Source organism: Calditrichota bacterium (assembly GCA_013152715.1).
Lineage (GTDB): Bacteria > Zhuqueibacterota > Zhuqueibacteria > Thermofontimicrobiales > Thermofontimicrobiaceae > 4484-87.
The window spans coordinates 1-23,675 of sequence record JAADFU010000092.1; the positions used below are offsets into that span (position 1 = coordinate 1).

Sequence of the window (23,675 nt, forward strand, 5' to 3'; positions counted from 1 at the left end):
GATTCCTGCGAAGCGATCAATAAACGGGAAGGCACGCCAATGGGTGCGCATCTGCGGTTTGTCAATGAAGTGGCGCGACGCGTGGCACAAAAATATCCCGACAAAAAAATTGGCACTCTCTCCTATTGGTACACGCGCAAACCACCGCAGCACCTCAAACCTGAAGACAATGTACAAATTCAACTTGCAGACATCGAATGCTGCCGTCTGCATGCTATCGATGATCCAAACTGTCCGAAAAACAGGGCGTTCATGAACGACCTGCTCAATTGGAGCAAAATTGCAAAAGAACTGTACGTCTGGACTTATGCCACCGATTTTCGTTATTACGATTTGCCCATTCCTAATTTGAAAAGCATCAGTAAAAATCTGAAATTTTATGCGGCGCATCGCGTCAAGGGCGTATTTGAGCAGGGAAACGGCATGACTCTGACCGGTGAAATGAGCGATTTGCGCAACTATGTCATTTCCCGCTGTCTGTGGAATCCGGAGTTGGATAGCTGGGAACTGGCGAAAGAATTTTGCGATTTACATTATGGGAAAGCCGCACCGATCATCTGGGATTATTTAAATTTTGAACACGACTGGGTGGAAAAATATGGCGACCACCCCACATGTTTTGCATCGCCGAAAGAATTGGGTCTGAATCGGGAATTTGCAATTAAAGCCTTCGACTATTTCAACCGCGCACTAACTGCTGCAGAAAACGATACCATTCGCAGCCGAGTGGGAAAAATCTCCCTCACAGCCTATCGCGCGATGCTGGAAGCGGGCAGAGAGTTTTATTTTGAAAACGGATTTTTGAAGCGTCGTTTCCCAACGGGATTTGAAAATACCGTGGAAAAATATCTGGAACTGGCGCACAAATACAATTTGACTTCTGCAAACGAACGGGCGCCGTTCAGTGAATTTGAGCAAAAATTGAAGACCGATTACATGCAGGGAATTCCGGCGCTGAAATTGGAAAATTCTGTCTGGAAACTGATTTTCACGCCTCAGGACAACGGAAAAATGGTCGTAATGAAGCACAAGCCAGACGGAAGGCAACTGCTGCAAATGCTGGACAATAATTTCATGTACGGCGCTTTTGACGAAGTGCCGGGCGTGAACATGGATTTGAGCAAATTGAAATTTCCTTTTTCCGCTGAAGTGAAAAATAATCAAATCATTCTCACTCGAGAATTGACTGACGGCTCGATTTACCAGCGAAAAATCTGGCTTTCCGAAAATGAGCCGGAGAATATTTTTTGTGTGACCTCCATTTTGCAGAAGGGAAAAAACCCGGGAACCTATCAATTTGTCGTGCATCCGGAATTTTATACGGAAACGTCCAATTCAGATAGCCGGATTTTGAGCGCCTACGTGAACTACAACGGCAAATGGACAATTTACAATAAAGACCTTCAGGCAGATCAGGGCCCCGATGCGCATTTGCTCGTTGACGCGAAGGACGGCGGGATGCACGCTTTTTTCAACCACGAGAAAAAATTCGGCATTCTGGAAACGTATGACCCGTCCAAAATTGAAAAACTGCGGACATGGTGGATTCCCGGGGAGAATTTGATAAATTTGGAATTGCTTACCAAAGAAGTGACTTTGCAACCGGGAGAAAAATTTGCTTTCACGTATGAGTTTAAATATTTGAATGAATTACCGCAATGAAATCTTCATTTTTCTGCCAGCCGAGAAAAATATTGATTTGGGGAGATTGGTTTTGTATATTATTTTGAAAGCTCAATCGACAAAAGAAATAACTTAACGTTTATTGGGAGATTTAAGAAAAGAAATATTTTGCATATCATTTTTGTAAAGTCCAAATTTAAGGATTCTGAAAATGCTGAAATTTTTTACAAAAACCGTCGCCTTGGAACGAAAAATTGATAGCTATCTCGATCTGGCAGCAAATAGCGCGCTGCACTTCAAAGAAGGTGTAATTTATTATTTAAACAGAAGATACGATGACTTTGATCAAAAGTTCCAAATCGTCAATGCTCTGGAACACCAGGCGGACGACCTCCGTCGAGAAATTGAATCCGAGCTATACCAACACACACTGATTCCGGAGTCACGCGGTGATGTACTGGCTCTATTGGAGACAATAGACAAAGTGATTAATCGAACAAAATCGACTTTGCTTGAATTCTCTGTAGAGCAACCGGAAATACCCGACGAGTTTGTTCGGGACTACACAGAACTGACGGAAAAAGTTGTGAAATGCGCGGAAGCGATCGTTATGGCGATGCGTGCATTTTTCCGCGACATCAATGCTGTCAGAGATCACATAAATAAAGTGATTTTTTACGAGGAAGAGGCAGACAGAATCGCCGAACGTCTGAAAAGAAAGGCTTTTCGCACAGACCTGCCGCTCGCTAAAAAATTTCACCTTCGCTACTTTGCTCTGCATATCGATAGTCTGGCGGACGATTCAGAAGATGTGGCAGACAGATTGGCCATTTACACAATTAAGCGATCAATTTAAGGAAAGCGGAATAGAGGATGTTACTTTTTTTTCTGTCGAGCGGTTTGTTCTTGGGCTGGTCATTGGGAGCAAATGACGCCTCGAATGTTTTCGGCACCGCTGTTGCCACGCGAATGGTAAAGTTCAAAACTGCCGCCTATGTTTGCAGCATTTTTGTCATTTTAGGTGCAGTCATCTCCGGCGCCGGCGCATCACACACATTGGGAAAATTGGGCGCAATCAACGCAGTTGCTGGCTCTTTCATGGTCGCACTGGCCGCCGCATTGACGGTTTACTGGATGACGAAATTGGGGCTTCCTGTTTCCACATCGCAGGCAATTGTTGGCGCAATTATCGGCTGGAATCTTTTCAGCGGAACTTTGACGGATTACAACTCTCTGACCAAAATAGTGGCGACCTGGGTTGTTTGCCCCTTTTTGGCTGCGGCATTTTCTATCGTCCTCTACAAGCTCGCTAAATTATTTTTGTCAAAAGTAAAAATTCATTTATTGCAAATGGACTTCAATACGCGCGTGGCACTGCTGTTGGTAGGCGCTTTTGGTTCCTATTCGCTGGGCGCCAACAACATCGCCAACGTCATGGGCGTGTTCGTGCCGGTGACGCCGTTCAAATCACTGGACTTTTTTGGTTTATTCCAATTTTCCAGCGCACAACAATTGTTCTTTCTGGGCGGCGCAGCTATTGCAGTGGGGGTGTTCACTTACTCGCACCGAGTGATGTCCACTGTCGGAAATGAATTAGTAAAATTGACGCCGATAGCCGCCCTCGTGGTTGTGCTTTCCGAGTCCCTGGTCCTGTTTCTTTTTGCCTCGGAAAGTCTTTCCAATTGGCTGATCTCTCACGGGCTGCCGAGCATTCCGCTGGTCCCCGTTTCCAGTTCCCAGGCAGTCGTCGGTGCCGTTTTGGGCATCGGCATCGCCAGAGGCGGGAAAGGAATCAAATTCAGAACGCTAGGAAATATTGCGCTTGGCTGGGTAACTACTCCAGTCGCAGCAGCGCTCATTAGCTTCTTTGCGCTGTTTTTTCTTCAAAATGTTTTCAACCAAAATGTGTATCGCCCCATCCAGTATCAAATTAATCAGCAAGTCGTGGATGAATTGAATGAAAAAGGATTTGACACAACCGGGCTGGAGCAATTGAAGAATCTGAAATTTGAAAATGCCGTTTCATTCAGAAAAGCATTGCGCAGAAAAATTCATCCCGACCAAAAATTAGCAAAGGCACTTTTCTACTTTGCTGAAATTGATCATTTTCGCATCGATGAAAAAGGCGTCAAAAAACTGGATCACAAAATGTTCACACCTGTGCAAATGGAAGCCATTCGCAATCTGGTGGGGAAAGAATTTCGTTACAAATGGCAGTTATTCAAGGCATTGAGCCAACAAACAGATGATTTCAAAAAGCTCCCGGGGAAAGCAGCAAACAAAAAACACAACAAAATATTGGATGAAAAACTGAACTATCTGTGTACCACATTTCGCGTGGCAGAATAGCTGCAAACAACTAAATTGAACTAACACCACAATAAACAGGCTGTCTAAAAACTATGTCCATTAATAGCTTTTATGCTGTATTGTTGCCTTTGAACGTGTCTATATGTAGGGAATGCAAATTTGCATTCCCTACTTTTCGGACAGCCTGTAAATTGTGGTGTTAGTAAAAAAGAAAATAAATAGTTAACTGCTTCAGCAGTACTGAAATTCTTTAAAAAAACCCCTCGCGTTGAGAAACGAGGGGCTTTTTTCATTTGAAAAAATCTTTTGGTTTTACTTCAACATCTCAATCATCGAACTCAACTCATCGACCAACTTTTGTTCGTCGCCGCCGAACCCGACGCTCTTGAAGCGAATTTTTCCTTTTTTGTCAATGATGAATTTCGTCGGGATGCCCTCGACACCGAAGGCGGAAACGACTTCATTTTTCAAATCAAACAGAACGTGAAAAGTGTAGCCGTGATCTTTGATGAATTTGGCGACGTGCTCTTTGACGTTTTCGCCGCGTTCCCAGGTGTTGATGAATAAAAATTGCACGTCAGGGTCGTCTTTGAATTTGTCCACTGCTTTTTGCATTGCCGGGAAGGACGCCTTGCAAGGTCCGCACCAGGTCGCCCAGAAATCAGTGATGACAATTTTTCCCCGCAAATCTTTCAAAGAAACAGAATCGCCATTCATGTCAACGAGCGTAAAATCCGACGCCGGCAGATCAAGCATTTCTTTTTTTAATTCTTCGAAAAGTTTCTCTTTACCTTCTTTCTGCAGCTTCGCGAGCAACTCGTCAGCGCCTTCGTCAGAACCTTTCACGGCAACGTAAGCTTTTTTGAATTCATCTTCGATTCCCGGAAATCCTAATCCGGCGGGAATGAGTTCTTTCAGAAAATTTAGCGCCGTTTCATTATTCCCGGTCTCGAGAAGCGTTTGTGCGTAACGTTGATTCACATCGCCGTTGCTTCTGTCCGTAGTTTCCACCGCTTCTTTAAAAATTGGCAGCGCTTCCTGTTTGTTACCCAGTTTGTAAAGCGCAAAACCGTAGGTATCCAAAACATTTCCCAACGGCGTTTTGAGTTGCTTGCGCCAATCAGCCTCAGTCAAATAGCTCGGTTTTTCCGAAACAGGGGCTTCCAAACCCTTGCGCGCCAGTTCGACTCCTTTTTTCGCTATTTCCGCGGCGGAATTTAAATTGATTTCTTGCTGCACCATGTCCCATGCCAATGAATTGTACATTGTCGCCGTCGGCTTGGGGACAACACTACTGATAAAATTTTCCGCGGCATCAAATTGTTTCTGCTGCGCCAGGTCTTTCAAGATGACCGAGGAGATGTAATCAGCGTATCTCCCTTCCGGGAAATCTTTGACATATTTTTTGTAAAAAGCGATCTTCTCATTCACATCCTGCATAGCGCGAAACTCTCTGAATTTTTTCATCTCCGCGAACGTGCCAGTGGGATCAGCCGCGACAACTTCCTGATAATATTTGTCAGACTTTTCCTGCTCGCCGACGCGATTGTACCAGCTCGCCAGCAGCTCTTTTTGTTTCAAAGAAATTTCAGGCAGCGCCTCAATGCTGTCAAGAATCGCTTTCACTTTGTCTTTGCCATTCTCGCGATCCGTGCGCACAATGAGATCGAGATACAAAGAAAAAAGCTGATCTTTCATTTCCGGATGCGCGGCAAATTCTTCATTCAGCAGGCTCAACGCTTTTGGCCTGTCCGTTTTGATATCCAGCGGATAAGCACCGCTGTAAAAAATATACGCTAAACTGCCTTTTGTACCCGAAGCGACGTTTCCTTCGTCGTCGTACAATTCAATGAAATACCCCTGACGGTCATTGTTGTCCACAGTTTCGCCGGAACGAAAATTCACTGCGACTAACACCGCAGAATCCGCCGGTGTGAAAGAGGCTGTCCACTTTCCGCCGTCTTTTTTCATTGCTGCGCTCACTACTGTGGGCATTTCCGGTCCGAAAAACTGATACGCCAGCATCTCAACGGATTTGGCGCCTTCCAGATTCGTGCCAGCCGGATGATATTTGACAACAATTTCCTGCCCTTGCTGCGGCTTTTCCGGTGAATACACAAATCGTCCCTCCTGTTTACCGCAACCAAAAGCCAAAAACAGCGACAGCACAACTGCTACAACAAATAATCGTTTCATATCACTTTCCTCCTCCAATATTGTTTGCTTTTGTTATTGTTTCACAATATAAACTATTTATGCCAACAATGCAATATTTTTTTCTATTTTTTAAAATTCAAATGAATTTTTTCACAGATGAGTTCTTCTAAAAAGAAAAAATCAAAGACGTAAAACAGGAGGGAAAATATTTGAAAATTGATTGGCGCTGTTTAAAAGTTTAATTCTCTTTTGTAGTCATATTTTGCACTTGTCAAATATCCTGTGTCGCCGCGTCATTTTTATGCTTGATTTTTAAGTTTGAAATTGATATTTTAAAAAAAGCGAATTTAAAGTACTCGTACCCAAAACCCCAAAAAACTTTGTCGAACTATTTTCCGAAAAGAGCAAATTTCCCATGAGTCCAAAATATTCAGAGACAATCATCGAGCAAGTACGCAACGCCAACGACATTGTGGATGTCATTTCACAATATTTGACTCTTAAAAAATCGGGGAAGCGATTCGTGGGACTGTGTCCTTTTCATCAAGACTCTGCGCCATCGTTTTCTGTGGATCCCGAGAAGCAGCTTTTCCATTGCTTTGGCTGCAAAAGAGGCGGCAGTGTTTTCAATTTTATCATGGAAATCGAGAAACTCACCTTCCCTCAGTCAGTGAAATTTTTGGCCGAAAAAGCGGGCATCAGTCTCAATGATTCGCCGCAGAACTTGCAGCTTGAAAAAGAAAAGGAAGCGCTGTACTTTGTCAACCGCTGGGCGGCAAACTTTTTCTACCAGAATTTGTTCTCCGAAGCCGGCAAAGCAGGATTGGATTACATTCAGAGCAGAGGAATTTCGCCGGAAATGATCAAAAAATTTGGGTTAGGCTACGCTCTTCCGCAATGGGACGGACTGATCAAAAAGGCGCAAAAAGATCAAGTATCGCTGGAATCGCTGCACAAAGCCGGACTAATCATCAAAAAAGACAATGGCGGCTATTACGACCGCTTTCGAGGCAGATTTGTCATCCCCATCCTCAATCTCAACAAAAAAGTGCTCGGTTTTGGCGGACGAATCATCAACGACGATCCTCAACAACCCAAATATATCAATTCTCCGGAAACGCCGATTTACCGGAAAGGGTATGTTTTATTCGGGCTGCTTCAGAGCCGGCCTGAAATTCAGAAACTCGACCAGGTGATTTTTGTGGAAGGCTACACTGATCTCATCAGCCTTTTCCAGCATGGCATTCAAAATGTGGTTGCGACTTCCGGCACGGCACTGACTTCCCACCAGGCGAAACTTATCAAACGCTACACGCAAAATGTCGTCATGCTGTTCGACGCGGACTCCGCCGGTTCCGCCGCAGCGATTCGCGGCGCCGAGCTTTTTCTGGACGAGGACATCGACGTCTCCATTGTCACGCTACCCCCGGGACTCGACCCGGACAATTTCATTCAAACTCAGGGCGCCGATCAGTTCCACAATTTGATTCACCAGGCGATGTCTTTGACGCAATTCAAGATAAATTTACTCACCAAACAGTACGACCGCGAAACAAATCAGGGCATGTCCCATATCATCACAGAGCTGTTGAGCTCGGTGGCGCGTATCAAAGACCCGGTTAAGCAGAATCTGACCATCAAAGAGATCGCCGAATATTTTGCCTTGGAAGAACGGGCGCTATTTCAAAAACTGGAAATGATGAAGAGAGGTCGCACAACCTATCGCCCAACGGAAGTCACGCCGCTTGAAAAAAAACCAGAGCAACAGCCCCAGCAAAAATCCAGATACGAGCTTGCCGAAAAGAACCTGCTGCGGCTTGCGTTTTCGGACATCAACTGGATGCGGACCATTTTCGACCATCTCAGCCTCGACGATATTAGCGATCCTTTGCATCGGGATTTTTTTTCTCGTTTGATCGACATTTACAATAGCTATGAATTTGTGGAAACCAACGACATCGCAGCACTCATCGCCGACGCCAAATTAGCGCCGTTGATCTCAGAATTTTTGAATGAGCCATTGCCGCCGAATACGGATCAGAAAAAATTGATCGTCGATTGTGTAGCGATGTTAAGAAGGAAAAGCTACGAAAAACTTTTGCACGACGTTACATTAGCGATAAAATCGGCCGAAGCAGGCGGCAAAGACACAACAGAATTGCTCAAGCAGCATCAGGAATTGCTCAGAGGAATCGCGCGTCTCGATTCCAAACAATTTCTCAAGAATTTTACCGACGAAAGTGAGCGGTAAAATTTCTCATTGAAAATCTCGCAAAACGCATTTTAATTGAGTCAAAGATTTACTGCAAAAAAGGCCGGAGATAACAGCTTCCGGCCTTTTTAAATTTCGTCTAAAGAATGCAAATTATCATTCGCTATTTTTCGACATTAAACGTCGTGGCTTCCAATGGCGCATTAAACTGAAAATCTTTAATGGTCACTTCCGATTGCTTCTTCCCGTTTGCCTTGCCCACGGTGTGAAAGGGAATCTTGACGCCATTCACTTCACGAAAGTCATCGACAAATTCATCCACCGTCGCCGGGCCTGTCGGCAGTGTTTCCTGATATGAGCTTCCCAGTATTAATAACGTATTAGGATCAAAATAGAGGTGGAAAACATTGTCCCCTTTGGTGAACAGCAAATCGACAGCGTCTTTTTCGTTAAATTTTTCTTTTCCGATAAATTGAATCTGATAGTCATCAAGATATTTGGCAATGACAAGCGGATCGCGCGCCGAATTTGCCATGAGGGATTTTCTTTGATTTTCCGGGAAAGGCCTGGACCCCATCGGACTTTTCATAATCGCCTTTTCGCCATTCACAATAATTTGCATTTCTCCCTGCGGCGTTTTCATAATCATCTTAAATTTATCCGGATATTCGCTGATCATTTTCGCGTCAAAACTCATCTCATTGGGGCCGACGACCTGAGTCAAGTTCACTGAGGAAACGTAATTTTTCAGCCCGCTAATTTTTGCCATGCCGCCCATGGCGTCGATCGCTTTCCGGAAGAAATTTTTTCCTTTTTCGAGAGTTTCAGCCGTGGCTTCCGGCGTTTCCATTTTCGGCTCGGGAATAGAAATATCGATCACATTAACCTTGCCCAGCGTGGAAAGCGGCTTATCGAAATCCGCCTGATTGCCAACGACCAATATTTGCACCTGATCCGGTTTTAAATATTTTTTGGCGACACGAAAAACGTCCTCGCGCGTCACTTTTTCCACGCCTTGCTTAATTTGATCAGCAAAATCAAGCGGATAGCCGTAAAAGGCATAGGTCAGCATTCGATTGATGATTTTCGCTTTGCTGTCAAAATTGAAAACAAAAGAATTCAAATACTGGTCTTTTGCGCGCTGCAATTCTTCTTCGCTGACCATTTCCGCCATCATGCGTTTCATTTCCTGCAACATCAACTCAATGGCTTGAACTGTGGATTCGGATTTTGTCTGGGCGCCGGCAGTGAAAACTCCGGGATAATTATAATTGCTGCCGTAATTTCCCCACACGCTGTACGCCAGTCCTTTGTCCGTACGAATATTTTTGAACATGCGATCGAAGGACAAAATTTTATTCATCACATTCAAAGCGGGCAAATCCGGATTGTTCATCAGACCGCCGATGTAGCCGAGCATGATACTCGTTTGATTGACATCCGTCTTTTCGATGTAATTCAGTGCGTAGCGAAATTTGTAATCGACCTTGGGAATGGGCGGAATATTCAAGTCCCGCTTCTTCCAATCGGCGAACGCCGCCGCTATTTTTTTCACCATGTCTTTGGTTTTGAAATCGCCCCAGACTGCCATGATCATATTATTTGGCGCGAAAAATTTCTTGTAGTAATTGACAATATCCTGTCTCTGAATCGCGTCGATAGTGGCGTATTCCGGACGGCGGGCATACGGACTGTCCGCCCCGTAAATCAATTTGTTAAATTCTCTGCCAGTGATGCTGTGAATATTGTCGTTGCGGCGGGCAATGGCAGATCGCGCCTGAACTTTTTCCAGATCGATTTTTTCGTCGGCAAAAATCGGATTCATCAAAATGTCGGCGAAAAGATTGAGCACTTCCGGCAAATTTTCTTTGAGCATGGAAACAGAAGCGTACCCGGAAGTGGTCCCGATTCCCGTCTCGATCGACGCCGCCATGGTTTCTAATTTTTTGTCAATTTCATCGCCGGAGAGATGCTTCGTGCCACCAGTGCGCAATACATCGCCTGTGATCGACGCCAGCCCGATTTTGTCGGCGGGTTCGTAAACAGAGCCAGCGCGAAACATGGCGCGCATGTCAATGGTCGGATAGTCGTGGTCTTCCACTAAAAATAATTTCATGCCATTTTTCAGCGTTACTTGCTCGACTTTCGGCATGTTGATTTTTTTCAATGTCGGAAAGGTAAACTTCGATTTTGGGCTTTTTTGGGCAAAGGACAAAACAGAGAGCCCCAGCATAAAAACGAGCAGCAAACCTATTATTTTAAAAATTTTCTTATTCATTTTTCACCCTCTATGTTAAATTTCTCGTCATTTTTGCCAGTAAAATAAACTTCGTCATTCAGCTTCATTTTCAGGAACGATCTCCCCGATGGTACGGTTTTTCGTAACCAGATATTTTTTGGCAACACGCATGATATCTTCAGCGGTCACTTTTTCGATGGCGGCAATTTGCTCAAATGCCTTCTGCCAATCCCCGTGCACGACCTCGAAATAGGTCAGCGTGGAAGCAATGCTGGCGTTCGCTTTCATGCCGTCAATCACGCTTTTTTTCGTGGATTGTTTGAATTTTGTCAATTCTTCCGCTGTCACAGGCTCGGTCTTGATGCCCTCGATCTCTTTTTCGATCAAATCCAGGCACTCATCAGAAGTGTGATTTTTCGATGGCACTGCAACGAAAGCAATGAGATTAGGAAATTTCGTTCCGGGAAAGCCGTTGAATGTTCCTGTCTGGATGGCAATTTTTTTGTCTTTTACCAAAGATTCCCACAGCCGGGAAGAGCGACCCTGTCCGATAATGTTTGCCAAAGCGGACAACGCGGCATCATCGGGGTCAGTCTCTGCCGGGCGATGATATCCGACAAGCAGAATCGGCTGCGATTGTGCGGAAACTTTCGCAATTCTCTCGCCCCACTGTTCCGGTTCAACAGTGCGCACCGGTCTCGGCTCCGGTCCCCTCGGCAGTCTTCCGAAATAAATTTTTGCTAATTTAAAAACTTCTTTCGCTTTCACATCGCCGACGATGCCGACAGTCAAATTTCCCGCTTGGTAGTATTCATGAAAATAATTGGCGACATCCTGCCGGGTAATTTTCTTCAAATCAGACATGTACCCGACCACGGAATGATGATAGGGATGAGCTTTGAAGGCTACCGCCAGAAAATCTTCCATTAATCGTCCCGTGGGCTGGGTCTCCAAACTGAGCCGCCGTTCTTCCATGACGACATTTTTTTCTTTGTAAAATTCACGGAAAACGGGATTCAGAAAACGATCGGACGTCACCGACATCCAGAATTCCAAACGATTGGAAGGCAAACTGTTAATATACTGCGTGGCGTCATTGCTCGTGTAGGCATTGATTCCCGCATCGCCTTGCTGCATGAATAAATCGAACAGCTCATTATTGACGACGTATTGTTTTGCCTCATTTTGCAAAGACTCAAATTTTGTATTCAGCGCCGCCAACTTGACGCTATCGGGATTCAGACCATATTTTACGCGAATAATTTCATCGTAAAGTTTGTCCATTTGGCCAAAAATTTTCTTTTCGGCATTGTAGTCTTTAGTTCCGATGATTTTCGTTCCTTTGAACGCCATGTGTTCCAGCAAGTGAGAAATGCCGGTAATGCCATTCACTTCGTTGGCTGAACCCACATTCGCGTAAACGTGAAACGAAACGACCGGCGCGTCGTGCCGTTCCATGACGATAAATTTCATGCCATTGTCCAATGTGTACTCTGACACTTTTTTCTTCATGGCGTCAAAATTTTGTGCCAGCGTCGATGAAGACAACAGACACAAAGACAGAGCAATAATAATCAGCAGCGCAAACAAGCTTTTTTGTTTCATCATGTCCTCCATATTAATTTATCAAAGTGGCTTTTTGTGAAATATTGTAAAAAATTTGCAAAAATGCAAGGAAATATTGTAAGTTTGCTCGTAAAACTGAAGGAGACAGTCAAACTGAATATGATTCTCTACGTGGAAGAGGCTATTTTGTTTCGAGGATTCTTGGTTTGTGCGAAAGGGTCTTGTGATAATAAACTCATCAATGACATTTTTGTGGAATAGAAATTTCTTTGCATTAAAAGATGCCAGACAATTTTGGCAAAAAATCAAAAGCTGACTCTGAGTTTCGCCTTACAGCGGAATAGTAAGTAATTCGCAGCTCGGATAAAATAAAAAAGACGTAGATAGATCGATCATCTTCTCTTCAAAATGAGGTTCAGTCTTTCGCGCAACTAAACCTCATTTCTTTAAGTGTCAAAAATTGAAAAATATTTCAAAATTTATTTACTGGCTTTTTCCTGTCGCCGTTTTTCAACGATTTCCTCGGCAATCGAGAAAGGCACGACTGCGTAATGATCAAAATGCATACTCGCGCTTGCGCGGCCGGAAGTGATATTTCTCAACTCATTGGTGTAGCCAAACATTTCCGCCAGCGGCACGTGCGCTTTCACTATTCGCGTGCCATTTCTTGCGTCCATACTCATTATTTTGCCGCGTTTGGAAACGATGCTCCCGGTCACGGCACCCAAAAATTCCTCCGGCGTCGTCACATCCACTTCCATGACCGGCTCCAGCAATTTCGGGCCGGCCTTAGCAAAACCGGTACGGAAACATAAGGCGCCTGCCGTCCGAAATGCCATTTCAGACGAATCCACCGGATGAAAAGAACCATCGACGAGCGTACAGCGAACATTAACGACCGGATATCCGGCGTAAGGCCCTTCTTCCATGGCGTCGATAATTCCTTTTTCCACAGCCGGAATATACTCCCTGGGAATAGCGCCACCGAAAATTTTATTCACAAACTCAAAGCCCTTTCCTTCCGCCAACGGCTCAATATCCAGAACCACATGCGCAAACTGACCGTGGCCGCCGCTCTGTTTGGCGAACTTGGTATTTTCCTGAATTCTGTTGTAAATCGTTTCGCGATAGGATACCTGAGGAATTCCTATTTCTGTATCCACGTTGAATTCTCTTTTCAATCGGTCGAGCAAAATTTCCAGATGCAGCTCGCCCATTCCGGAAATCACTGTCTCGCCGGTTTCCTCGTCTATCTTGACTAAAAAAGTGGGATCTTCCTGGGCTAACTTCACCAGCCCCACCGACAATTTGTCCCGATCCTGACGACTTTTCGGCTTTACGGAGACAGACACAACAGGCTGAGGAAATTCTATCGCTTCGAGCAAAATCGGACGGTCTTCCTGGCAAATAGTATCGCCAGTCGAAGAATCGGCCAATCCCACAATTGCTCCGATCTCGCCGGCGTAAATCGCTTCCTCGCTTTCTATTTTATTCGCATGCACTTGAAAAATGCGACCGATGCGCTGTCTTTTGCCGATGGTCGAGTTGTAAACATAGGACCCGGCTTTCGCCGTTCCGGAATAAACGCGGATGTAGGTCATTTTGCCGCGATGCTTATCAGTCATCACCTTAAAAACCAGTGCAGAAAATGGTTCGTCATCTGAAGGCTTGCGCGCCGGCGGCTCTTCGCCCTCTTTTTCAGCGATTCCGATGATTGGCGGTCTGTCCTCAGGAGAAGGCAAAAAATCCACCACCGCGTCCAACAGACGTCGCACCCCTTTATTTTTGTAAGCCGCGCCACACATAGCGGGAACGACATCCATACTCAATGTCGCTTTTCGAATGGCGCTACGAATCTGTTCTTCTGCCGGTTCTTTGCCTTCCAGGTAAAGCTCGAACAACGCCTCGTCCTGCTCGGAAATTTTTTCAATCAGCACTTTGCGACATCTTTCCGCATCTTCGCGCATATCAGCGGGGATATCCGTTTCTTGATACGTCAAATTTAACGCCGAGTCATCATAATAAATTGCCTTCATTTCCACCAGGTCCACTATCCCTTTGAATTGATCCTCTTTGCCAATAGGAATGGTAATAGGAATGACATTTGCTCCCAAGATCTGCTCAATTTCTTTGATGACCGTGAAATAATCCGCACCCACGCGATCCATTTTATTGACAAAAGCGATTTTGGGAATGCCATATTTTTCCGATTGGCGCCACACCGTTTCCGATTGAGGCTGGACGCCGCTTACGGCGCAGAAAAGTGCAATGGCGCCATCCAGGACGCGCAAACTCCGCTCCACTTCAGCCGTAAAGTCCACATGACCCGGTGTGTCAATAATATTTATTTCATGACCGCGCCATTTCGCCGTCGTCGCCGCCGACGTGATGGTGATTCCGCGTTCTTTTTCTTGCTCCATCCAGTCCATCGTCGCTTGGCCATCGTGGACTTCGCCCAATCGATGTATTTTCCCGGTGAAATACAGAATTCTCTCCGTCGCTGTCGTTTTTCCGGCGTCGATATGCGCCATAATGCCAATGTTCCGCACCTTATTTAAAGGTAAAACTCCTACCAACTCCATCTCTCCTTGCAACTTTCAAATTATTAATTTTTTCAACCCATTTGCAATCGAGCAAAAATGCCCGGAGAATCAAAAACGCTGAATATAAGCTATTTGGGTTTAAGAATCAAGGCAAATTTTTATTATTTTCATTAATTGCCAAAATTGGATTACTCGCCGCGTTTTTAGATGAGTCTAACTTTGAGAAGATTCAAAATATTAGCAGCAAAAAAAATCCCCTGCTCGTAACGGGCAGAGGATTTCTGTTATTTGAAAAACCACAAGAGGATGGACTATAAATTCGTCAGACGCGTTTTTTCGAAATCATTCACCAGACCGGACACAACGCGGCGGACGGTTTTGTTCGGGTCATTAACGGCCACTTTTTTCAGAACCGGCAACGCGCGCTGGTCACCGATTTTGTGCAACGCCACTGCAACGACAATTCGCATGCGAAAATTTTTCGCATTTTTCAACATTTGAATCAGCGGCTCTACTGCTTCTTTGACTTTTCGCTCACCCAACAACTGCGCCGCCGAAGAGCGAATGCCGATATTGTCGTCTTTCAAAAATTGGATCAGTTGATGATTGTCACTGGTTTTCGAATCTTTCGCCATGCCGACACCGACCAACATCAACGCCATCAACGCCACTGTAAGTAATTTCCTCATTTGAAGCCTCCAAGTTATTTTTAGTTCATGCAAGTAATTTTTTTCAAAACTTACTTTTCATCTGGCAATCAACGTGCCAAGCGTGAGCCGAATTTTTCTACCAGACATAACTTATTGTTATTACATTATTTTTATCCTCTCAAAATTTCAATCAAAAAATTTTTGACGCCATTTTCGTCGGTACAAATCCCCCACCAATGGCACAAAAAGTATCAGCGGGAACCTTTTGCCAACGTGCGCATTAAATTTTTGGAATGCAAAATTCAGGAAGAGCTGCCAAGAACTTGAAAATTTCTGATTGTTCTTTAAAATCGGCGAGGAACTTTTTGTTCAACTCTTTCTGATTTGTTGCGAGAAGAAATTTTTTCATAATTCAACTATATCGACAATAGCGCTATGTTTGCGCTTCAGAATTTTGAAAAATTTTTTTGAGGGATATTCTACCCTGAAAAATTTCTATTGACATTTAAGGATAATTTTTTTATATTTAAGAAAAATAAACGGATAACAAGCGAAAAAAAGCAGGAAGGTGAAGATGGCGCATCATAAATCAGCAAAGAAAAGGATCGTGTTAAGCAAAAAGCAAAACCGATATAATGTGAGCTACAAGTCAATGATGAAATCCACACTGAAAAAAGTGCGTGCAACAACTGACAAAGAAGCGATCGGAAAAGAGTTGCAATCAGCCTATTCAATTCTGGATAAACTGGTTTCCAAAGGGATTATTCACAAGAATAAAGCAGCGAACAAGAAATCGAAATTAGCGAAATACGCCAATTCATTGAGCTAAATGACATTTTTGCGAGTAGATGAGGTCGGGTTAATTCTACATTGCCGGTAACTCCCCCTAATTCCGGCAACAGAGTTGACTCCGGCCTCTTTTTTTTAGGGTAATATTTTCCCACCATACGAATTACACCAATCCTCTTCCGGCAAATGCTTCCGGATCTTCAGCGCCTTCCTGGAAAACCATGTGCATTTTGGTGCGGATTTTTTCATTGAAATCCTGATCGGTGACATCTGTAAAAAATTTTTCTTTGATTTACAAGCGTTTTCTGGAGAGATATTTTTTCGTGGCAGCGTACTTTTTGGAAATTGCTTTTTTTATCACTCAAAACAACTCAATCTGCGGTTCCACTTCTACCTGTTTTTTTATCTTCAGGCGTTTGAGTTTTTTAAGGTCCTCGTTGATGAGAAAAAGCTCGCGGTGCAATTTTCGCGGATTTTGAAGCGCTTGCTTTTGAGCGGTTTTTAACGCCCGGGATAAATAATTTTCAGCATCTTTGTGCTTATTTTTTTTGAGAAAAAATTGCCCCAGTCCCCAGTAACCCCAGAAAGATTCCGGATCGATTTCAATGGCGCAGCGGAAGAGTTGTTCCGCATTTCTCGATTTGCGTATGCGGACAAGAATGTTGCCGTAATCAAAATAATTTTTGGCATCGAGTGGATTTTTCAAAATAGTAAAAAAGAAAAACCGATCGCGCTGACTCTCCCAATATTTTTTCATGCTGATTTTGGCGGCGATGAGCATAATGAGGAAAATATTGTTCACCGGATCATTTTCTGATTTCAGTTGCTGAATCGCCTCTTTCAATTGCTCGATCAATTTGGGGTCACTCTGTTTTTTCAGCGCTTTTTCCAGCCGTTTGATCAACTGCGGCAAAACGAATGGCAGGTCAACTTCCACGCAGTGCAAAATGGCATCGCTCAAATCTTTTGCCAATTTTTCTTTATCGCCGTCCGGGATGGTCTCGGTCAAAAAATTCGGATCATTCAAATCTTTTTTGAACAACGCGTACAAATAATAAGGCAGATGCACCAATTCATCAAAATACAACTCAATGACGAAATCACCGCGCAGAATAGAAGAAATCAGTCCCTCGAAAGCCATGATTCCTTTCCGCGAAATGAGCTGCCGCCAGAAAACGTGCCACTGGCAAATTTGTTTCGTTTTTTGCAGTACTAACGGATCGCGTGACAGTAGTTCCGGGTCGCTGATTTTGAGCTGATTCATGCCTTCGGTGAGCACAGTCAGCGAATCGACGAATTTCAAGCCATCTTGCAGCGAAATGTTGAAAATTGTCTCCCAAAGCGGATTGTCTTCAACAGGCAGTTCCAGGTCCGTGTGCGACTGCAAGAAAACCAGCGCCGTCATTAGCGCGTCTTGATCCGCTTTTTTCCTGCTCATGAGCAGTTGCCCCAGCAGCTTGTCCGCGGCGTCTTTGACAAATTCGGGAGTGAGATATTTTGGCAACAGCATGACGCGGATCATGCGGCGGAATTCGGCTGGATTTTTGATGCGGTCAAATTCTTTTTTCTCCCGATCGACAATCTCCCGCAAATCGCGCAGCAAATCCAGTTCATCGAAGCGCAGAGATTTCAGTTTGGGGTTCGCTTGCAAAATTTCCGAGAAATGTTCCGAGTTGTGAATCAGCCGATCCAGACTTGTTCTGGGAGTGGATTTTCTCGGCCTTTTCTGCGGAGAAGCGTCGTCCGCAATCAGAAAACGAGGAGTCGAAATGGGAGTTTCGGCTTTCATTTTTTCATTTTCGGCTAAAGTTTATCTTTTCCCATGCCAAAATCCGGCACGAGGTTTTATTGTTTTTTTATTAAAACCTGAACCTGCATTATTGTATGTCTGACTTCCACCAACTCAAACTCACAAATATTTGCCAATGAATTTATCTGTTCCAACTTTCTCATGCGAATCTGGTGTCCCAACAAAATGCGCAAACAGGACCACAGATTCTTCGGAGCAAATGTAAAAATGAAAAATCCCTTCTTTTTCAGCACACGACACACTTCATTGAACAGCGGAATGGTGTCCTCAATATATTCTAATAGCCCAACGGCTGTTACCAAAGCAAAAATCTCGGATTTGAAAGGCAAAATATTGGCATCCGCCTGCGCCAGATGCGCCGCCGGAAAATTTTTCTTCGTCGTTTTGAGCATGGAAAAAGTGAAATCGATGGCGAAACATTGAAACGAATCCGAAAATTGTCGCAGCACATTCCCAGTGCCCACGCCAAGATCGAGCACCCTTTGGGGACCGGCGCCCGTCGCTGACAGCAATGTACGGAAATTTTTATTCTCCCGTTTCAAAATAGAATTGACAGGAAAACTGTCTCGCAAAAGAATGAACCACCGTTTTAAGCGCCAGCGTAAATTAGTCATAAATGAGATATTTTTTCCTGATTTTCAAAAATCCGGTTAACTTTTCCTGCCAGCTTTCCATGATTTTTTCCGGCGTCTCTCCCCTGTCGATTGCCTCCACTGTCGCTCTGTCGCCGAACATGATCAGGGGACTGCGGGGAGAATTCCAGTGAAATTCTTTCGGGTGCAATCTTTTGATCGCGCAAATAGTGCGCAAACCAAACTCCACCGCCGGGAAACGATGCGGGTCAGTGACATGCAAAAAAAGACCGCGGCAAAGTTCATCTTCATACTCCGGATTCATCGCTGCGCCGGGCATGTCTTGCGGAATGAAACTCACCGTATCGATTTCAATCCCCGGCACTGCCGCGCTGTCCAGCAGCGATTTCAATCGGACGTGATCGATCCAGGGCGCACCAATTTTCTCAAACGGGCGAGTTGTCCCTCTGCCTTCGGAGACATTGCAGCTCTCCAGCAATCCCATGCCCGGATAAAGCAAGGCCGTCATCGGCGACGGCATATTTGGCGACGGCTTGATCCATTTCAAATTCAGCTCGCTAAAATAGCTGTCGCGGCGCCAGTTTCTCATTTTCACGACGTGCAAGTCAGCGCGCACACCGTCTTTCAACCAGCCCTCTCCGTTGAACATTTTCGCCAATTCGCCCACGGTCATGCCGTGCCGCAGCGCAATGGGATGAATTCCCACAAAAGATTTGAATTCCGGATCCAGCACCGGACCTTCGACAAAAACGCCGCCGATGGGATTGGGCCTGTCCAGCACGATGAACGGAATTCCCTGTTCCGCCGCGGCTTCCATGCACAGCGACATGGTGCTAATGAACGTGTAAAATCGCGTCCCCACATCCTGAATATCAAAAATCAGCGCCTCGAGTCCGGCGAGCATTTCCGGCGTGGGCTTTTTCGTCTTGCCGTAAATGCTGAAAATTGGCACGCCTGTTTTTGTGTCTTTATTATTTTCAACCTGGTACCCGCCTTCGACATCCCCGCGGATACCATGTTCCGGACCGAATAATGCAACTAATTCCACCTCCGGCGTTTCACTGAGCAAGTCAGCGATGTGGCGATTCTGGGAGTCAACGCCGGTCTGGTTCGTGATCACGCCGACGCGTTTTCCTTTGATTAAATCAAATTGCTCACCCATCAATTCGTCCAACCCCAGCGTTACAGGCCGCGCTTGTGTCTGAAATTCCGCTAAATAAATAATGACAGTAATCACAATCAAAAAAACAAAAATGAGCTGTATTTTTCGCATCAGGGACATATTTCTCACTTCTCCTTAATCGACAAAACTATTGCTCACAAAATTATTAAAACAGAACGGCTGCCCTCTTTTTGGCGGTTATTCAGCGTGCTATTTAGCGACGATTTGGCAAATATTTTATTTCCGAATATCGGTTCCAATGATAATTTTAATGTCAAAAAGAGGCGCGTTTGTAATCAACGTTGGCAATCCGAAATCAGCCGCCATTTTCAGCGCAATGTCATTTTTCGAAGATTCGCATTTAATGAAGGATTTCGTGTAAGTGAGTTTGTCCGCATTGCGATAATCCACGACGACCAGTCGTTTGTCATCAAATTTTTGATGATGAAGCATGTTGCTCATTTTTCGCGCCAGGCCGCTCACTTTGGAGCCGTTCAAAATTTCCAGATAGTAGTCATTTTTTTCATTCGTCAGTTCCATGTATTGATCACGGAGCGTTGGCATTTTAAAATCCGCGCCCAAAACCAGCGAAAAATCGAGTGGGAAAATTTCCGATTTTTTACCAAAAGCCTGCTCAAAAGAATTCCCGTAACCGAGCAAACGATTGGTAACCAGCTTCAGCTTTCGCGCGTCGCTACTCTTGCGCCACAAAATTTTTGACGTTTTGATGCGATATTTTGATTTGAAATAAGAGACTTTATCGCTTCCGGCAATAGCTGCAATCTTACTTTTCAATTTATTGATGCTGCTATTTTTCAGAGAGCCGTCGATGACGGCCACTCTAAAAATGACGACAGGCGGCGGTGGCGCGATCTGTTTCGCAGTCGTGTCCGGCGCTGCAGCGAGAGCCGTGGTGTCTTGCGCCGGCTTTGTCGGCTGCTCCGAACTGGCGAGCAGCAAAGAGTCCGCTGCCGGAAGCTGCTTATTTTCCAGTGACTGCTTCATCTCTTTCAGCGAATCCGCCGTGATAATTTGCACATTTTCTTTAGGCTCTGTCAAGGAGCGCCAAAGATCAGGAACATATTTGTAACCAGCATATCCGGCGAGCGCAAGCACTGCCAGCAACAAAGGAATGCCGATAATTTTTCCCCAGGGCAACGGCGTTCTTTGCGTTTTCGTCGTTCGTTTCAGCGGACGACTCACGCGTTCTCTGCCGCGTGTGAATCTCTTCAAATCTTCCTCCTCGCCGGGACTCAGTGGCTCTCCGTCCAGATTTTCGCGATAGCGCACACCTTTAATCACAATCTCCCGTTTTCTGGGCTCAGGCTCTGTTTCTTCAGGAGTCTGCAAAATCTCCGGCATTTCTGACTCGTCGAACGCCAGCCGTTTGATTCCTTTCACGCGAATGGCGACCGCAGTGGCGTCCTGCTCGGGAAATTTCATCACCGTGTCCAATGTCAATGTCTCGCACGCAGCGACCGGCTCCGCCGACGTCAGCAGCAAGCCGATCTCGTCCTCGGAAACAGCAGCGGCAACATTGTGCGTGCACAGAAACACGATATCTTTCAACTGAATGCGGCGTCTCACGTGCGAAATTTCGATCTGCGGATCAAGCCCGAGGCGATTTTCACTTTCCGACGCAAAAGCGCCTTCGTGAATGTGCTGAGAAATAGCGCTGGCAGTGGAATCTCCGGGCGGCGGCACGAGTTCTGCCAAACGATTATTGCTGACGAGAAACGCGTGGCAATTTCCCACACGCGCCGCGTACAAAGCATCTTCATGAATCACTGCGCAAACAATGGCACAATTCAGCGCGGACTGGCTTTGACTTTCCACATTTTTCCGATACAGCGCGTCGTTCGCTTTCTGGATAGCGTTGTGCAACATCTGCTCCACGTCGTCGAGCCACGTCGCCTCAAAATATTCGTGAATGACCGTCTTGATCACTGTTTGACTGGCAACGTCGCCCTGATGAGCCAGTCCTGCGCCGTCCGCGATCATGAATAATTGCCCCCGTTGGGCTAATTTCAGCTCATCTTTCGGCGAAAAATAACCCACCGCGTCCTCGACAATTTCTCTCTCCTGTCCAGCGGCGCTGTGCCTGCCAAATTCAAGACTGAAAATCATTTTATCCTTTTCCAAGGCTTCCACCCCTCTATTTTTATGTTGGAAAATCAACAAGAAAATTGCGTAATTGATTAATTTTGCTTCTTAAAGTAATCTGTTACAATATATTAACCAAACCCTTAAAAAGCAAGGAAAAAATTGGGATTTTGGGTGATGCAAGTGATTTGGGAATGGTGATATTGGGGGCACTGCTTTTTCTTATTCTGCTTAAAGCAAAAGTATGAAATTCTGAAAATTGAGCAGAACGAAAATTATTTTAGCTTGAGCGCAATTTTTCTTCAGAAGGTCAACTGAAAAATTAACAAATCGCACTCATTCAATTTCGCAAATTTTCTTCTTCACTTCTTTCCCACCACCTTCTCCCGTACTCCGCCTGTCCCAACGAAATTCCCCCGTCATTCGTGGGCACTTTTTCCTGGAAATAAACTTCGAGACCTTTTTCAGATAATTTTTTCACCATGCCGTTGAGCAATTTTATGTTTTGAAAAACCCCGCCGCTCAAAGCAATTCTCTTTACGCCGGCCTCGCGCGAGAGCAGCAAAGTCATATCCGCAAACATTTCGATGAGCGTACGATGGAATTTTCCGGCAATCACTTCAGTGTTTTCGCCGACGAGCAAATCTTGCACAATATTTTGAATGAGATGCGTCGAAGAAATGATGTATTTTTCGCCTTCTTTCCGAAAGGTCCAATCGTAAATTTTCAGCTTTTCTATTTCCTGTGGCGCATGCTGCTCCAGCATAATTGCGGGCTGACCCTCGTAAGTCGCCCGCTGGCAGACATTCAACAATGATGAAACGAGATCAAAAAGCCTGCCGAGACTGGAAGTTTCCGGGCTGTTGAATTTATTTTTAATCATCTGCAGAACAATACGCTGTTTTTCCGAGGGGATTTTCTTGAAAAGAGGTAAAGGTAAATCAAATAATTCTTCGCCATAGGCCTGAAAAAGACCACTCAACGCCATACGCCACGGTTCTTTGATTGCCATATCGCCGCCGGGCATGGGCAAATATTCCAGATGAGCTAACCGGGAAAATTCAGCGCCGTCCACGAGCAGAAATTCGCCGCCCCAGATTTTTTCGTCTGTGCCGTAGCCAGTGCCGTCAAAAGCGAGTCCCAGCACAGGCCCCTGCAAATTGTGTTCAGCAACGCAACTCAAAATGTGGGCGTGATGGTGCTGAACGGGAATTTTATTTTTCAGCGCTTGTTCCTGCGCGTATTTCGTGCTCAAATATTCCGGATGAAGATCGTAAACGATAATTTCCGGTTTAATGTCAAACAGTTTTTTCAGATGATCAATTGTCTTCAGAAAAAATTGAAAGCTCTCCTCGGTTTTCAAATCCCCGATGTGCTGGCTCACAATTGCCTGATTTTCTTTGGTCAAACAGACTGTATTTTTTAACTCCGCGCCACATGCCAGAATTTGTGGATATTTTTGCGACAGCAAAATAGGCTGCGGCACAAATCCTCGCGCCCGGCGAGTGATCATAGTGCGATTCTCCACGGTGCGAACAATTGAATCATCGCAGCGAAGATAGATGTCACGATTGTGTACCAGAAAGTAATCTGCAATTTTAGCCAGCCGACGGAAAGCTTCGTCATTTTCAATCACAATGGGCTCGTCAGTCATGTTGCCGCTGGTCATCACCAGAGCCAGAAATTCATTTTCCAGTAGCAAATAATGCAGCGGCGTATACGGCAACATGACACCATAAAAAGAATTTTTTGGAGCCACCTGATTAGAAATAGTGTTCGATTTTTTTTTCGGAAGCAACACAATAGGTCGGCGCGGAGACTGCAATTCACGACGGTCATTTTCAGACACCGCGGCGAATTGTTCAATTTTTTCAATACTTCTCGCCATCAGCGCCAGGGGTTTTTCTTCGCGATATTT

General features: G+C 45.0%; 15 protein-coding genes. 5 read left to right on the forward strand and 10 right to left on the reverse strand.

Annotated features, from left to right (window positions below; genetic code table 11):
* The 3 genes from GXO74_07085 to GXO74_07095 form a co-directional block, all read left to right on the forward strand.
* Positions 1-1,662, forward strand: a 1,662-nt coding sequence (locus GXO74_07085) for a DUF4838 domain-containing protein (protein ID NOZ61430.1), incomplete at its 5' end; no start/stop codon positions are given.
* A 172-nt stretch (positions 1,663-1,834) separates the two neighbouring features.
* Positions 1,835-2,479 (forward strand): DUF47 family protein, encoded by a 645-nt coding sequence (locus GXO74_07090; protein NOZ61431.1) that lies wholly within the window; start codon positions 1,835-1,837, stop codon positions 2,477-2,479.
* Between the two features lie 17 nt (positions 2,480-2,496).
* Complete coding sequence (locus tag GXO74_07095; protein NOZ61432.1) at positions 2,497-3,972, forward strand: inorganic phosphate transporter; 1,476 nt, start codon at positions 2,497-2,499, stop codon at positions 3,970-3,972.
* Positions 3,973-4,245: 273 nt separating this feature from the next.
* Here GXO74_07095 and GXO74_07100 read toward each other — a convergent pair whose 3' ends face one another.
* Complete coding sequence (locus tag GXO74_07100) at positions 4,246-6,129, reverse strand: redoxin domain-containing protein (GenBank protein NOZ61433.1); 1,884 nt, start codon at positions 6,127-6,129, stop codon at positions 4,246-4,248.
* A gap of 376 nt (positions 6,130-6,505) precedes the next feature.
* Between GXO74_07100 and GXO74_07105 the strand changes: the two genes are divergently transcribed.
* Positions 6,506-8,341 (forward strand): DNA primase, encoded by a 1,836-nt coding sequence (locus GXO74_07105; GenBank protein ID NOZ61434.1) that lies wholly within the window; start codon positions 6,506-6,508, stop codon positions 8,339-8,341.
* Positions 8,342-8,465: 124 nt separating this feature from the next.
* On the opposite strand, the gene GXO74_07110 is transcribed toward GXO74_07105, so the two are convergent.
* The 4 genes from GXO74_07110 to GXO74_07125 form a co-directional block, all read right to left on the reverse strand.
* Complete coding sequence (locus tag GXO74_07110; GenBank protein NOZ61435.1) at positions 8,466-10,580, reverse strand: insulinase family protein; 2,115 nt, start codon at positions 10,578-10,580, stop codon at positions 8,466-8,468.
* A 54-nt stretch (positions 10,581-10,634) separates the two neighbouring features.
* Positions 10,635-12,149, reverse strand: a complete 1,515-nt coding sequence (locus GXO74_07115) for an insulinase family protein (GenBank protein ID NOZ61436.1) — start codon at positions 12,147-12,149, stop codon at positions 10,635-10,637.
* Positions 12,150-12,586: 437 nt separating this feature from the next.
* Entirely contained in the window at positions 12,587-14,689 is a 2,103-nt protein-coding gene (gene fusA, locus GXO74_07120) for an elongation factor G (GenBank protein ID NOZ61437.1), read from the reverse strand.
* Between the two features lie 272 nt (positions 14,690-14,961).
* Positions 14,962-15,339, reverse strand: a complete 378-nt coding sequence (locus GXO74_07125) for a HEAT repeat domain-containing protein (protein NOZ61438.1) — start codon at positions 15,337-15,339, stop codon at positions 14,962-14,964.
* A 535-nt stretch (positions 15,340-15,874) separates the two neighbouring features.
* Here GXO74_07125 and rpsT point away from each other — a divergent pair.
* On the forward strand, positions 15,875-16,129 hold the full coding sequence (gene rpsT, locus GXO74_07130) for a 30S ribosomal protein S20 (protein NOZ61439.1): 255 nt from the start codon (positions 15,875-15,877) through the stop codon (positions 16,127-16,129).
* Positions 16,130-16,450: 321 nt separating this feature from the next.
* Here rpsT and GXO74_07135 read toward each other — a convergent pair whose 3' ends face one another.
* The 5 genes from GXO74_07135 to hypF form a co-directional block, all read right to left on the reverse strand.
* Positions 16,451-17,878, reverse strand: a complete 1,428-nt coding sequence (locus GXO74_07135; protein ID NOZ61440.1) for a tetratricopeptide repeat protein — start codon at positions 17,876-17,878, stop codon at positions 16,451-16,453.
* Between the two features lie 56 nt (positions 17,879-17,934).
* Positions 17,935-18,513 carry a class I SAM-dependent methyltransferase gene (locus GXO74_07140; protein NOZ61441.1) on the reverse strand — a complete coding sequence of 193 codons (579 nt, stop codon included), beginning with the start codon at positions 18,511-18,513 and terminating at the stop codon, positions 17,935-17,937.
* Entirely contained in the window at positions 18,506-19,765 is a 1,260-nt protein-coding gene (locus GXO74_07145) for a DUF1343 domain-containing protein (GenBank protein ID NOZ61442.1), read from the reverse strand. Before GXO74_07145 ends, GXO74_07140 begins: the two co-directional genes overlap by 8 nt.
* Positions 19,766-19,891: 126 nt before the next feature.
* Positions 19,892-21,781 carry a hypothetical protein gene (locus tag GXO74_07150; protein ID NOZ61443.1) on the reverse strand — a complete coding sequence of 630 codons (1,890 nt, stop codon included), beginning with the start codon at positions 21,779-21,781 and terminating at the stop codon, positions 19,892-19,894.
* 316 nt (positions 21,782-22,097) lie between these two features.
* Positions 22,098-23,675, reverse strand: a 1,578-nt coding sequence (gene hypF / locus GXO74_07155) for a carbamoyltransferase HypF (protein ID NOZ61444.1), incomplete at its 5' end; no start/stop codon positions are given.

Excerpts from the sequence above, each read along its gene's own strand:
- GXO74_07125 (NOZ61438.1), bottom strand. The coding sequence starts at position 15,339 with ATGAGGAAATTACTTACAGTGGCGTTGATGGCGTTGATGTTGGTCGGT.
- fusA (NOZ61437.1), bottom strand. The coding sequence starts at position 14,689 with ATGGAGTTGGTAGGAGTTTTACCTTTAAATAAGGTGCGGAACATTGGC.
- GXO74_07115 (NOZ61436.1), bottom strand. The coding sequence starts at position 12,149 with ATGATGAAACAAAAAAGCTTGTTTGCGCTGCTGATTATTATTGCTCTG.
- GXO74_07140 (NOZ61441.1), bottom strand. The coding sequence starts at position 18,513 with ATGACTAATTTACGCTGGCGCTTAAAACGGTGGTTCATTCTTTTGCGA.
- GXO74_07095 (NOZ61432.1), top strand. The coding sequence starts at position 2,497 with ATGTTACTTTTTTTTCTGTCGAGCGGTTTGTTCTTGGGCTGGTCATTG.
- rpsT (NOZ61439.1), top strand. The coding sequence starts at position 15,875 with ATGGCGCATCATAAATCAGCAAAGAAAAGGATCGTGTTAAGCAAAAAG.
- GXO74_07110 (NOZ61435.1), bottom strand. The coding sequence starts at position 10,580 with ATGAATAAGAAAATTTTTAAAATAATAGGTTTGCTGCTCGTTTTTATG.
- GXO74_07100 (NOZ61433.1), bottom strand. The coding sequence starts at position 6,129 with ATGAAACGATTATTTGTTGTAGCAGTTGTGCTGTCGCTGTTTTTGGCT.
- GXO74_07090 (NOZ61431.1), top strand. The coding sequence starts at position 1,835 with ATGCTGAAATTTTTTACAAAAACCGTCGCCTTGGAACGAAAAATTGAT.
- GXO74_07135 (NOZ61440.1), bottom strand. The coding sequence starts at position 17,878 with ATGAAAGCCGAAACTCCCATTTCGACTCCTCGTTTTCTGATTGCGGAC.
- GXO74_07105 (NOZ61434.1), top strand. The coding sequence starts at position 6,506 with ATGAGTCCAAAATATTCAGAGACAATCATCGAGCAAGTACGCAACGCC.
- GXO74_07145 (NOZ61442.1), bottom strand. The coding sequence starts at position 19,765 with ATGCGAAAAATACAGCTCATTTTTGTTTTTTTGATTGTGATTACTGTC.
- GXO74_07150 (NOZ61443.1), bottom strand. The coding sequence starts at position 21,781 with ATGATTTTCAGTCTTGAATTTGGCAGGCACAGCGCCGCTGGACAGGAG.